This is a genomic window from Pseudomonas sp. NBRC 111119 (assembly GCF_001320125.1).
In the GTDB taxonomy this organism is placed as follows: Bacteria; Pseudomonadota; Gammaproteobacteria; order Pseudomonadales; family Pseudomonadaceae; genus Aquipseudomonas; species Aquipseudomonas parafulva.
The window spans coordinates 1-13,951 of the sequence record NZ_BCAV01000038.1; the positions used below are offsets into that span (position 1 = coordinate 1).

The 13,951-nt window shown below is 57.8% G+C and carries 7 protein-coding genes; all 7 read right to left on the reverse strand.

Going from position 1 to position 13,951, the window contains the following annotated elements; translation table 11 throughout:
• Positions 1-680 (reverse strand): DUF2130 domain-containing protein (locus APH25_RS14840; protein WP_060482446.1); only part of this gene is annotated, 680 nt, incomplete at its 3' end.
• 2 nt (positions 681-682) lie between these two features.
• Positions 683-2,563: an ATP-dependent endonuclease gene (locus tag APH25_RS14845; protein ID WP_003158915.1), complete on the reverse strand. Its 1,881-nt coding sequence runs from the start codon at positions 2,561-2,563 to the stop codon at positions 683-685.
• A 56-nt stretch (positions 2,564-2,619) separates the two neighbouring features.
• Positions 2,620-5,625 (reverse strand): type III restriction-modification system endonuclease, encoded by a 3,006-nt coding sequence (locus tag APH25_RS14850; RefSeq protein WP_003160810.1) that lies wholly within the window; start codon positions 5,623-5,625, stop codon positions 2,620-2,622.
• 12 nt (positions 5,626-5,637) lie between these two features.
• Entirely contained in the window at positions 5,638-7,794 is a 2,157-nt protein-coding gene (locus APH25_RS14855; RefSeq protein WP_003158913.1) for a site-specific DNA-methyltransferase, read from the reverse strand.
• A complete protein-coding gene (locus APH25_RS14860) occupies positions 7,794-9,917 on the reverse strand; it encodes a DUF262 domain-containing protein (protein WP_003160811.1) in 2,124 nt (707 codons plus the stop codon). Before APH25_RS14860 ends, APH25_RS14855 begins: the two co-directional genes overlap by 1 nt.
• A 9-nt stretch (positions 9,918-9,926) precedes the next feature.
• Positions 9,927-10,733, reverse strand: a complete 807-nt coding sequence (locus APH25_RS14865; protein WP_003158911.1) for a DUF4391 domain-containing protein — start codon at positions 10,731-10,733, stop codon at positions 9,927-9,929.
• Positions 10,730-13,951, reverse strand: a complete 3,222-nt coding sequence (locus tag APH25_RS14870) for a helicase-related protein (RefSeq protein ID WP_003160812.1) — start codon at positions 13,949-13,951, stop codon at positions 10,730-10,732. The genes APH25_RS14865 and APH25_RS14870 overlap by 4 nt, the downstream gene beginning before the upstream one ends.

Sequence of the window (13,951 nt, forward strand, 5' to 3'; positions counted from 1 at the left end):
TCAAGAGTTTCGCCCACCATCTTGGTCGATAGTCGCGCCTTCATGTCCCGTAGGCGCTCGATTGCGTCATCACGATCCTTGATCTGCGTCTCGTACTTTTCTTTCAAAGATTTCTCGGCGAGATGCTTTTCAAGTTCTACCCGCTGCAAGCCGCTCTTCAATTCGTCACGTTCTTTCTCGACCGCGCCGACTGCTTCGGTAATCGCGAGCTTCTTCTCGATGACAACAGCGTCAAGCTTCGCCTTGAGTTCCTGTATCTCCGACTCCTTCGCTGCAGCGGCTTTTTGCACTTCGCTCATGAGCGTGACCTCTGCCAACTTGGATACGGCTTGCTTGTCACGCTTCGCTTGTTCCAATTCATTTGCAAGCGTGTCACGCTCTTTTTCCACCGCGCTCAAAGCCTCGGCCACGGCAAGTTGCCGCGCAACTTCGCCAGCATCAAGCCTGGCCTTCAGCTCCTGGATCTCGGCGTCCTTGGCAGACGAGGTCTTCTGCAATTCGTTGGCAATCTTGGCTTCAGCTAGTTCGACCGCATTGCGCTTTCCCTGCTCGGCCAACTCTAGCCGCTCATGCAACTGCTTCTCGAAATCGCTATCTCGAACCTGCTTCAGAATGTCCGCGTACCCAACTTCATCGATCTTGAATGCCTTCCCGCAGTGAGGGCAGATGATTTCATGCATGATTACTTACCCTCCACCTTGACAAGAATCTGCTTAAGCATTTCTGGCACCACTCCTCCCGACCGGAGTGTTGCAGTCCGGTATGCGAGTTGGTTTTTCGATAGATTTATTCCGGTATCAGCCTCAACACTATTGCAGGCAGTTATCCACTCACCCCAGTTCGCAGACAGAAACGCTTCAAGATGATCATCAAAAATGGCCGCGACGTCGGAAATGGTGGCGGATGGAAAATCTTCTTCAGGCAAGCCGAAGTACCGCATTAATCTGCAGTTCTCTACCGCATGATTGTTGCGCTCCCGATCTATGTCATCTTGCTTTTTGTTTTTGGCTTTGGCTCGCGCTTCAAATCCACCGTCTGCATCAAACAGTGCGTAGACTGGCACACCAATAGATTTCAAAATCGCATGCGCGAGGGGTATCGATGTCTTGCTGCCCACAGAAACGATAGAAATTCCTGCTGCCTCAAGGGCGCCGGGGGAAGTTCTATCTCCAATACCGTAGAACACAGCAGATTCGGTTGTCCCCTCCACAAGAAATGCGCGATTCGCGAAGAGTGCTATGGCAAGCTGGTCGGCCACGTTATGGTCGAGCCTGCGATCGACCACATCGCCATCCACTGTTCCATTCAGCCTGGCCTTCACATCCTCAACCGTGGCAAAGTGGACCGTCACCACCGGGACTTCGTCAGCGGATCTCGTCAGCCGTCTGACTTGATGGAAATGTCGAGCCTCCAGGAAGTAGGGGCTATGCGTCGCATAGGTCACCTGGATGCGCTTGCCAGCATCTTCGGCGAGCGACCTGAGCACCTTCGCAAAGGTCTGCGCCTGGATCGGGTGCTGGAAAAGTTCCGGCTCCTCGATCGCCAGGCAGATGACTCCCTCGGCCGAGGCTGCGCCCGACTGCGCCAAGAGTTGCAGAGCCGAGATCAGCAGCGTGCGCTGAAAGCCGTGTCCCTGCCGCTCCACCGCAGTCTCGGTGGTGCCGTCGAGCACGGCCACGTCGAACGTCGTGCGAGGTGCCTTGAGTTCCACCTCAGCCGGAGAAACCGTGATTGCCCGGCCTGGCGCATAGGTTGTGACGACCTCGTTGAGCTGCGTTGTGATGGCCCCAAGTTGCTCCTTGAACTTCTCTTCGTAGACTTGTTGCTGCTTTGCCCGTGACTCCGCAACGATTTCCGCGATTGCCTCATCAGCGGCAGTTCGGTCAATCGAGCGCTCAAGGATTCGCCCAATGATGCTTGCCTTGCCGTCGATGGACTCTTCACTTGCCCGAAGGTCTGCCGTAACCAGGACGAAGTCGAAGAGCCCGCTCATCTTGCCGCCGCTGTTGAAACCGAAGAAATTGGTTTGCAAAGCCTCGGGCGCATCGAGCAGTTGATCAGTGTGAGCCGCCTCCCAAGTTGTCATCGCCTGCTCGACGGCTGGACCAGTATTCGCCGCAGGAAGGTCAAGCTCCGGGCGCTCGCGCCGGAGAGTGGCATACAGCTCTTTCTTCGCAGTCGCACCGCCTGCTGCCTTGATGGCATTTAAAGCCGGAAATCCCTTTGCATTGGCGGAGAGCACATCGGTGCCATCGGGAGATCGGCGCTTCCATGCGGTGAACGTGGCAACTCCTTCCGGCGCGTACTTGCCAAGTGCCTCGCGATCCTTTTCGGTGAGGTCTGCGAAGGTGACCTGAACCTCGATGTCTTCGTCAGTCGCCCCAAAAGAGCAATCCTTCTCCGTCAGCGAGCCGGGTTTGCCGTTGAAGAACCAGTCGAGCGCACGAAGCACCGTTGACTTGCCGGCACCGTTCGGCCCGATGAAGGTCGTGACGGAATCGAACGGAATCGTCACGTCTTTCAACGTGCGAAAGTTTCGGATGCGAACGGATTGGATCTTCATTTCGGGTCTCTGCTCCTTGTGTTTTGTGTCGTCTCTCGCCGTGACAGCGACAGAACCTATCCTTTTGCCGCCTCGGTCAAAAGATCGTCAACGGAGCGCGCAACCACATACCGGGCGGGGTTCTCACCAACCGCCAGCGCAGTGAAATGCGCCTTGCCGCATTCGATCTTGGCGCTTTCCTTGTCGCGCAGGTCGTCGGTGAACAGGCTGCTCTTGGTTTCCACCACGAAGTACAGGCGCTGAGCACCGTCTTCTTCCACCAGCACGGCCCAGTCGGGGTTGTAGCTGCCCAGTGGGGTGGGCACCTTGAACCAGCCCGGCAGCTTGGCGTAGAGCTTGATGGCCTCGTTCTTCTCCAGCCCGTTGGCAAAATCCCGCTCTGGGGTCGAGTCGTACACCACGTGCTCGTAGATCGACTTCTGGGTATCCAACAGCATGTTCTTCAGATAACCGGTCAGTTCCTCCTTCTCGAACAGCTCCTGCGCATAGACATGCTGGTCGCCGAGCTTCTGGTACTTGATGCCATCGACCAGGGCCAAGCGCTTGCAACGGTTGATGGTTTCGGCGGTCAATTCGATGAACTGCTGCGGATTGCGCTTGAAGTCGTCCAGGCGGCCGCTTCCCGTCAGGATGCTGACGATGGTGCGTCGGGTGAGCTGGGTGCGATCCTGCAGGTCGGTCAGCAAATCCGGCAGCTCAATATCCGCCTCGTCCAGCACCACGGTCGCCGCGCCCGCTTTCTCCGTCGCGGCGACACCCGCCTTGCCGATAGAGATGTCGGCCTTGCGCCATTGCAGCCGTGCTTTGGCAATCACCGGGGCCTTCTGCAACGCTGCGATGCAATCCGTCACCAGCTTGGCGTTATCGAACTGCACGCGGTACGTTGTCTGGTGCTTGATGCGGTCCCACAGTGCCTTGAACTCGTCGCTCAGATAAACGACCTTGCCATCCTTACCCTTGCGCAGCGGCACTTGCCTGCGCTCATCGGCATTCTTGATGTCCAGCCGGCCCGACACCTTGCGCAGCACTTCAGCAATCTGGGCTTTCTGCGCATCAAACTCGGCCGGCAGTTCCAAGGTGCCGTTCTTCAGCGCCGTTTTCAGTGAATCCTGCACCTTGCCTTTGGCATCTATATGGCCGGCGGCTTTCAGGTGCTCCCACAGTGCCTTTGATTGCTCGATGCCCAGCGGTGCGGCGTGCCCATCAGCGCCAGTCACGGCAATGGCGGCAAATTGATGCTGCTCCACAATGCCAAAGCGGATGCCTGTGTCTTTCTCGATTTCCTTCTGCAGGTTTTCGGCAAACTGTTCGTAGTTTTCCGTGGCCACCACGGTCAGGGTGTTGACCTCGAAGCCCCGTACCCGCTCGCCATCCTGGTTGACGCACAGGCGCAGGCCGCGACCAATGGTCTGGCGGCGCTCGCGCTCGGTCTGGATGTCGCGCAAGGTGCAAATCTGGAACACGTTGGGGTTGTCCCAGCCTTCCTTGAGGGCGGAGTGGGAGAAGATGAACTTCAGCGGCGTGCTGAAGGACAGCAGCTTCTCCTTCTCTTTCATGATCAGGTTGTAGGCGCGTTCGGCATTCTCCCGGTTACCCGCATTGTTCTCGGCGGTATCAAGCCAGCCGCCCTTCTTGTCGATGGAGAAATAGCCGTTGTGCACTTCTTCGGCGGCGGACTCCAGGTCGATCTCGGCAAACAAACTCTGGTAGGCCGGCAACTTGGCGGCACGGCGATATTCTTCCTCGAACATCTGCGCATACACGCCCTTGACCGGCTGGCCGTCCGCATCGTACTGACGGTACTTGTCCACCGCGTCGATGAAGAACAGGCTCAACACCTTGATCCCCAATGGACGCAGGTGCTTTTCCTTGTCCAGATGCTCCTTGATCGTGCGGCGGATCATCTCGCGTTGCACGGCCAGCGCATCCACATCACCGTGGGCCTGACCCGGCTGCAAAAACACTTCGCCGCCGGGGTAGCGCAGCTCCATGAACGCTTCGCCCTTGGCCGTATTGATCTCGCCCACCCGAAAATCGGCGTAGATCGCACGGCCATCGGCGCTCTGCTGAAGGTCGTCGCCATCGCTGACCGTCACCTCAGTCCTTTGCACGCCAGTGGCGGTCTGTTTATCCAGCTCGACCTTGGCGCTGATGCGGCCGCGCTTGTTTTCCACCTTCACCAGGCGCACGAAAGGCTTGTTGTGCGCATCCTCCACCGTGGCCGACGCCACCTCGATCTGCTTGACCAGCTTGCGCTCATAAGCATCCACGGCATCCAGGCGGAACACCATGTGGTGCTTGTCCACATGGGTAGCGGAATAGCGCAGCGTGCAGAGCGGGTTCATGGCATCCAGCGCTTCCTTGCCGCGTCCTTCAAGGCCGCCGTCCACACTTTGCGGTTCATCCACGATGATGATCGGCCGGGTGGCCTTGATCAGGTCGATGGGCTTCTCGCCGCCCGTCTTCTCGGTCTCTTTGTAGAGGTTGTTCACATCCTTCTTGTTGATGGCGCCCACCGTCACCACCATGATCTGGATGTTGGAACTAGTGGCGAAATTGCGCACCGGCCCGGGCTTGCCCGAGTCGTACAGGAAGTAATCGAAGGGCACGCCCGCGTAGAGCCCCTTGAAGTGTTCCTCGGTGATTTGCAGGGTCTTGTAGACGCCTTCCTTGATCGCCACCGAGGGCACCACGATCACGAACTTGCTGAAACCGTAGCGCTTGTTCAGCTCGAAGATCGAGCGCAGGTATACATAGGTCTTACCGGTGCCGGTCTCCATTTCCACCGTGAAGTCGCCGGAAGTCAGCGAGCCGGAAGGCGGCAGGCCACCGCGCAACTGGATGTCCGCGAGGTTCTTGAGCAGTTCATCGTCCAGCAGGGTCAAGCGGTTGCCAACGCCAAGGTCGGACTGCGCCACACCCAGTGACATCTGCACCTCATCGGGCAGTTTCATGGTCACCGTAAATTCGGTGCGGCAGACCTCCTGACCACGGAAAAGATCGCACACGGCCTCGATGGCCTGCATCTGATAGTCGAGGTTGGGCTCGAAGTGGAGTTTCATTGCGAACCTCCCTTACAAGCTACGCACGTTCTGGATGCCGTGCTGCTCCAGAATCGCGGCGAGGTTGGTTTTGGCAACGTCGTCGGCAAAGGCGCTGTCGCGGAACACGCAGGTGCTTTCTTTTCCAGCAGGGCCAGCGGGTGCCAGCTCCTTGTGCCAGGCGATGATGCCTTGGGCCAGTGGCTCCACCTGCTCACGGGTGATTTTTTCGGCCAGGCAAGCCAACAGCACGCCGCCGCCTACGGCATGTACATCTAGCCCTTCAATGCCGCGCTTTTCGATGGGTACGCAAAGATCAAGGCCGAGCTTGAGCAGCAGTTCGTACAACACATCGGCCTCGCTGCGGCCTTCGAGCAGGTGATCCTGATGGTCGAACAGTGTGGCTTCCAGATCGTGTGGTTTGGGATTCCAGGCTCGGATATTAGAGGTGTCGAGCTTGAATACGCGGAAGCCGGTGTCGCCCTGCCAGTCGAGGTTATCGGCTTTGATCTTGGTTCCGGAACGGCGTAGGCGTTCTTTAGTGAGCTCAGCGATATTCAGCGGCCGTCCAAGGTCTCCACAGTACTTTGCAGCAATCTTTTGCTGCTTGTCGCTTGCGTCAAGCGACTCTGGAAGTTGGACAAGAATGTAACGTCTGCTCCCGTTATCCTGACTGTTCAACTGCATCGTCGCCTCGCCCGTCGTGCCGCTGCCCGCAAAAAAATCCAGCACAACGGCGTGAGGGTCATCAGACGTGGTGTAGCGGATCAGTTTCGCAATCTCGTCCAGATCCTTTGGATTGTTGAAGACTTTCTTCCCCAATAGGGTCCGGAGATATTTCACCGAAACCTGGGATTGCTTGTAGAAGTAGCTACCCCTAACCTGAGTTGCGAATTCTTCTTCATCCTCGATATCGGCTGGTTCCTCAGGCGCATCAACATCAGTCGAACTGTCCGAATCAAGCTCCTGAGGAATCGGGCGGATATGTGCCTTTCGGAAGGGCGGCTCCGTGTGGTCTTGGCGAAACTCAACAAGCCCAAGTTTTATCTGGCGTTGCATTTCATCGGAAGATGAGTATCTCCAACCGGCCTCCGGCACAACGCACGGTTGATTTGTAACGGGATGAAGGACGTCATAGCGCGGCCCACCACCGCCCGGCCAGGAGATGTCACGATCCCGCCACGGCCCGTTTTGATCCACTCGCTTGTAGCGGCTCCACTTTTTAGCGGGGTGTGCTTTGGGCAAGTCGGAATACCAAGCTTGCAGCCCCTCTTCGATCAGGTTGTCTTGGATTCCATGCTGAACGCGCAGTTCGAGGTATTTATTCCAGATATCTCGGGCACCCGGCTTTTCTTCACGCCACAGCGTTTTCTGCTCTCGAAGGTAGCTCTGCGATTTTGCGTAGACAAGAACGTACTCATGTCCATTGGAAAAAAACTTGGCATCATTTTTTCTGCCTTTTTCCCATGTAAGGCAGGATAGAAAATTTTCTTCACCGAAGGCTTCATCCATCACGGAGCGCAGGTTCGTGATCTCATGCTCGTCGATACTGAGCAGGATTACCCCATCCTCTCGCAGTAAATTCCTCGCCAGCTTCAACCTTGGATACATCATGTTCAACCAGTCGGTATGAAAGCGCCCGCTGGCCTCGGTATTGCTGCTAATCTTCTCTCCACCCTCGATCTGCCCGGTCAGCTCCAGATAGTTCTTGATGTTGTCCTGAAAATTGTCCGGATACACAAAATCCTTGCCGGTGTTGTACGGCGGGTCGATATAGATCAGCTTGACCTTGCTGGCATAGCTTTTTTGCAGCAGCTTGAGCACTTCAAGGTTGTCGCCCTCGATCATCAGGTTCTGGGTGGTATCCCAGTCCACGCTGTCTTCCGGGCAGGGGCGCAGGGTGCCCGTGCTGGGCGTGAGCGCCAATTGCCGGGCGCGGCGCTTGCCATGCCAGTTGAGGCCGTATTTCTCGTCGGCATCGGTGACGGTGGCATCGCCCACCAGCGCCTTGAGTACGTCCACATTCACGGCCACGCCGCCCGCGCCCTCGGTGATCAGCTCCGGGAACAGCGCTTTGAGCTGTTCGATATTTCCCGCCACCAGATCGGCGGATTGGGCTTCTGGGCTGGTGGTATCGATTTTTTTAATGGTCATGGTGAGACTCTCCTCAAACTCGGTATTCTTTGGCATCAGGCATCCTGCAGGTCGCCCATCTGGCGATCAAAAGACTGGCGAATCAGGCCCATGACGTAGGGAAGCTCATCCAGGCTGGACAAGCCGACTTCTACATCGCCATTGCCCCAGCGGCCAAGGTTGGTGACATCGGTGCACAGCCCTTTGGGGTCATCGATCTCGCTGAATGGCATATTCAGCGACAGGCGCAAGCGTCTGGCCTGAGGGACAACATCCACGAAATTTGTCTCTGCCTTATAGGCGACATAGAGCTTGAGGTATTCCTCGTAGATGCACGGGTCCAACTCCAAAATTTCTTTGCGCAAGGCATCAAACAGTGTGCGAATGGTGCCGCTGGTCAGGTGCGGATGATCGTCGATGCCGTAGTGTTGCCCTGCGTTGGTTGCTGAAGGGCGATAGGCATCAAGGACGCTGCTATCCAGCTGCGGTGCAGCCCATACTTTGGCGGCTTCTCTAGCAAGGCGCTCGGCACGTGTTTTGATGGCACTTTCATCCCACTTTTCTACCTCACCCAATCCTTCGTTGATGTTGAGGGCGCTGTATTTGAAGCCGATTTTCTTGCCATCGGCATTGATGACCTGATCGCGCTTGTAGGCGAATGGATAGTCGCTGTACTCGCTGTTGTATCCCGTCAAGGTGAGATTGCCCAAGGTATGCAGATACTTCTGCTGAGTCTGTTGCCAATCGGGGCCGAGTTCCGCCTGCCACGCTGATGAAAGTACTTCGTTCTGCGGCAGGATGTGCTCGATGGTGTAGTCCTCAACCACGATGCGTTCCTTGCGTCCATGGTTTTCGAGACGACGCAACCAATAGCTACGGCTGCGGAAGTTGTACAGGTCGCGTTGTTTGAGCTCGCGCTGGAACTCCTCATCGCCTGGGAAGCGGCGATAGGACGGCAACAACAGGAACGCCGCCCGCACACTCTCCAGATAACGGTCTTTTTTCAGTGTCCGGCTCAGGCCTGGGAAGGTCTTGTTCAGCGAGTTGGTGGGAATGGCGCAGATGGCGCGGCGAAACACGTAGCTTTCAACCAAGCGAACGATGCTCACCAATTCGTCCGCAGCCAACCGTGCTTGCTTGTAGTCGTGATAGACATCAAGCAGGAAGGGATAGGCTACGTCTACCTTCAGCTCACGCAGATCGTGAAAAGCTTCTTTTGGTTTCGACTCCGTTTCCGCACCAAGCGCCATGGCGCAGTAGTAGCTGGCATAGGCGTGGATATCAGCAACAAGCGCAGTGGTATCAAGCTGGCTGGCGCGAGCGAAAGCCTTGAAGGCAGCATACACTTCGCGCACGTTGGGAATCTCACCTGTTTTGGCAGTGAGATAGTGACGCATAAAGGGATCGAAGTGCGTCACGTAGGCCTTCTGGCCGAACGATTTTTCCATCGGCCGCCAGTAACTCTGGTAAAGCTCAGTCTGGAGCTTTGGCTCCAATCCCATCAGGATGTAGTTGCGAATCAGATCGGCCTGGCTGAGCTCAAGGCCGGTGGAATTCATGCTCTCGAAGATGAGCTGAGGATTGTCCTGAGTGCGATCGAGCGACACCTCGACGATGAGCAATTTGGCCAACCCTTGGCAGATGGCTTTGAGCTCGTCCTGATGCTTGTTTATCAGCGCCTGAAAGAGCGTGTAGTTCTGCTCTATGCGGGTACTGATCTCCGCAGGCATCGGTGCGGATTTGATGATGGCCAACAACGTCTTCTTATCAGTTTCCGACAGAATGAGTTTGTAGTGGCGCTCGCCGTCCTCTTCAGGATTGAGCAGGTAGTAATTGTGCAGCTTTCGCGCGGAGAAACTGTCCAGCAATTCAGGCAGCTGATTGGCTTCAAAGTGCTTGGCCAGTGCTGCAATCAACAAGGTGCACGTGGTAAGACGTTGTTGTCCGTCGATGACCAGCAGTGCTTCCTGGGTGGTGACGGTGGACAGACCACGCTCCACATAAACGATGGAACCGATGAAATGGCCATTAATCTGCTCGTCACGACCCGACCTCAGCAAATCTGACCACAGCTGTTGGCACTGGGCTTCCGTCCAGGAGTAATTGCGCTGATAGATGGGAATGACGAACTGCGGAGATTTCTTCAAGAACTTGAGCAGGTTGGTTTCTGTGGCCTTCACTTCTATTCCTCAGAGATATTGAGCGATCTGCTGACGCTCGGCCAACAGTGCTTTTAATTGGAGATTGATTTCGACTTGGCGTGCCATCTGCTTTTCCTTCGCGCCTTGTGCCCGCAGGCGGCTGATCTCGCCTTCAAGCCGCTCGCAATCGGCCAGCGCCTGCCGACGCGCCGCCGCCTGCTCCGGCGTTGCCGTGGTTCGGTAGTTTCCTGTCCGCCGCGCAGCCTGCAGGGCCTGCACGCAATCCATCCAGCCTTGATAGAGGGCGTGCAACGAGGTCTGGGGCTGGTGTGCAATCGACAGGGATTGCACGAAGGCATGCTCGGCTTCGGAGCGTGCTGCGGCATCGGTCGCCGTGGCATTGGCGGTTGCGTGGGATAGCAAGGCCAACGTAAGGCTGCCGTCGAGCACCACTTTGCTGGCCTCGTTCTGCGCCCAGCGCTTGTGGGCCAGGGACAAGGCCACCGTTTGTCCTTCAACCAACAGCAACAGCACCGGATAAGGCACCGCACGGTGCACCAGTTCAGCCAGCCGCGAGCAACTGGCGGGTTTGACGGTACCCCGCAAGGTCACAACCAGCACTGCGATCTCAAGGTACTCGCGCTGCGCGTCCCGGTAGTCAGGCACGCCGATGGTGTTGGGCTTGAGCGCGGCGAACCACTGGATTTCTTCAATGGCATCGGTGATCAAGCGTTTGTCGGACGCCGTAGGCACACCATTCTCCAACAGCAGTTTCTTGGGGACGCGCTGCTCTACCCGGCAACTGTCGGGCAGGCCCAATGCCTGGATAACGGCGTGCGCGTCGATGACCGTCATGCTGCCTCCCTTTCCGGCAGCACCACCAGGAATGCCACCACCTCAAAATCACCGCTGCCGGCGAATTCGCCTTTCATGGCGTGCGTGCCGCCGGGCGTGAATAGACTGGCCACGGCCCGTTCCTCGTGCTTGCCGGCGACGGATGCCACTGCCGCCGCGAGCAGCTTCTGGGCATGGCGCATGTCTTCGCCCCCTTTGGTGGCCTTGTCGAACCGCGCGCAGGCACTTTCATCAGGTCGTTCGCGCCCCAGCGAAAGGCGCTTGAGGCGGTCCAGGATGCGTTTGGCCTGGGGGTAAGGCAGCAATACGGTTCCGTCATCGCCGACATGCACCAGGTAGTGCGGCGCGAGCGGGTAGTCGGACGATGCGGCGGGCTTTGCTGCCGGGCCGCAGGCTTGCAAGCAGAAGATCACGCCGGGGGGAATATCGGCATCCAGTGTCGTGGTCACCGCATAGGCTCCAAGGGGCTGGGTGTCGAGCTTGCCGGGGTGCGCCTTCAGATATTGCGCCAGATCGATGCGGAAGTCGGTCAGGGTGAGGTCGGTGATCGACACGCCGGTGGACAGGTCTTCCATGTCGATGACGGTGTCCTGCAATTTGAGCAACTGCTTGCGCCGGTATTCCAGATCGTTCATGGCGTTGCCGGATTGTTGCTCGATCAGGTTTTCTTCCCCTGTGGCCGAGACATCGAGCAGCACCATGCGACCGCTGACGCGCTGTTCCAGGTTGATGTATTCCTCCAACTCCATGTTGGGCCAGAAGTTCACGAGCTGGATGCGCTGGTTGGGCGAGCCGATGCGGTCGATGCGTCCGAAGCGCTGGATGATGCGCACCGGGTTCCAGTGGATGTCGTAGTTGATCAGCCAGTCGCAGTCTTGCAGGTTCTGCCCTTCGGAAATGCAGTCGGTGGCGATCAACAAGTCAATCTCGCCTTCAGCGGCCAGTTCGGCCGGGCGCTCCTTGGCGCGCGGCGCAAATGCCGACAGCACATCGCTCATGCCTTTGCGCAGACCGGGCAAGGTGGTCTGTATGCCGGCGCTCCCGGTGACCAGCGCAGCATCGACACCCAACGTGCTTTTGGCCCAGGGAGCGAGCTGCGCATAGAGATAGTGCGCCGTATCGGAAAAAGCAGTGAACACGATGATCTTGCGGTTGCCGGGGTTGATCGGATCGTGGCACTTGCGTTGGATCAAGTCGCGCAGTGCGGTCAGCTTGGCGTCGCGGGCGGCATCGATTTGTTTGGCAGCCGCCAGCAGGGTTGCCAGGCGGTTGCGGTCTTCCAGCAGATCCTGCTTCCAGCGGATCAGATCCACGTCATCCAGCAGCACCTTGACTTTGCGCCCGACCAACAAGGACTCGAACGCGGGGTCGTCGATATCGACGTCGGCAATGTCGATTTCCTCCAGTGCATCGGCATGCGACTCAATGCGGCCCAGCGTGGCCTCCACGTCCTTGAGCTGCCTTTGCAGTGTCAGGGTGAAGGAAGAAACGGCGCTTTCCATGCGTTTGAGCACGTTCACACGCAGGAGATGAATCAGGCTTTCTTCGCGGTCCGCTTGGCGGAAGAAGCTTTCTCCGCCGCGAATCTGCGTGCTGTACTTGGCGTCGTAGGCTTCCTGTTTGTGGGGCAGGACATAGCGCAGCGGCGCATAACTGGCCAAGGTGAGTCGGCGGATTTCCTGATTGATGTCGCGGATGGCGCGGAACTCGCCCGCAAGGTCAACGTCGGCCTTGATGTTGATCGGTGGCAGGCGATCCGGGAAGCGGCCTGTCTCGCTGGTGCCGTAGTATTTCTCCACGTGCCGCCGAGAGCGGGCGATGGTGAGATGGTCCAGCAAGGTGAAGTAGTCGAAACCCAGCATCTCCACCAGCCGGGTCGGTGTTTTTTCAGCTTCGTCCAGCGCCAGCCAGCGGTTGAACTGCGCCTGCGCCTTGCGGGTCGTGGCCTCGATGCTGGCGATGCCGTGCTCCATCAGGGCGGTGTCATCGCCTTCGGTGGCAAAGGCAATCTGGTTGCGCAGGTCGGCCAGGCGGTTGTTGACCGGTGTGGCCGAGAGCATCAGCACGCGGGTCTTGACGCCTTCGCGGATGATCCGCCGCATCAGGCGGTCGTAGCGCGACTCCTTGCCTTTGTGGGTGGCCTTGTTGCGGAAGTTGTGCGATTCGTCGATCACCACCAGGTCGTAGTTGCCCCAATTCACATGCGACAGATCGATATCGCCGGATGTGCCGCCATCGCGTGACAGGTCGGTGTGGTTGAGGACGTCGTAGTTGAAACGGTCGCCTGCAAGGACGTTGCGCTTGTCGTTGGCCTTGTAAAGCGTCCAGTTATCGCGCAGGCGCTTGGGCGCCAGCACCAGCACGCGGTCGTTGCGCAGTTCGTGGTACTTGATGATGGCCAGGGCTTCGAAGGTTTTGCCTAAGCCGACACTGTCGGCAATGATGCAGCCGCCAAAGCGGTTGAGTTTGTCGATCGCGCCCACCACGCCGTCGCGCTGGAACTTGAAGAGCTTCTTCCACACCACGGTATTGCGAATGCCGGTGGCGGACTTGACGATGCGCTCTTCATCCATCTCGTCGCCACTGTCACGAAACAGGTGATGCAACATCAATGTGTAGATGGTGAACGGGTCGCGGTGCTCACCAAGGGCTCGCAGCGCTTCGAGAACGGCATCACGCCCTTTGCTCTTGTCCTCCGAATCGGTGGCAGAAACGCTTTGCAGATTTGCCCACTGGTGATCGAACCATTGGGCAAGCTGCGCGGCCTCGTCAGCAGATTCCGATGCCTGAATCAAGCTCAATGGGTTGCCTGGCGTCAGGCCAAGGCCTGATGTGCTGAAGGCGAACGACCCCAGCACCACTTGTTCAGGCGTTCCATCGAGCCTGCGCATGACTGCTGCACCTTGAGGCACTGATCTTGATGCCCGCCGCAGATCAACCTTCTCACTGATCCACTTCGCGCACTGATTGGCCAACCAGCGTGCCTGCAGACGATTGCGCGCGGCACGGTCACCTTCCGAACCAAGGAGTTCAAGCACCGCATCGTCGGGAGGCACAATCAATTGGACCCGTTCCAGGGTGGACAGAGCCTCTCGGACTTCAGCGAAGGCGTAAAGAGAGAACGAAGGCGTCACGCAACCGAGCTGATTGCCACGCTTGAGATGAGGGCGGATCAAATCGATGACGCGCTGCGAACCGGTGTTGTGGATCAGCTTCAT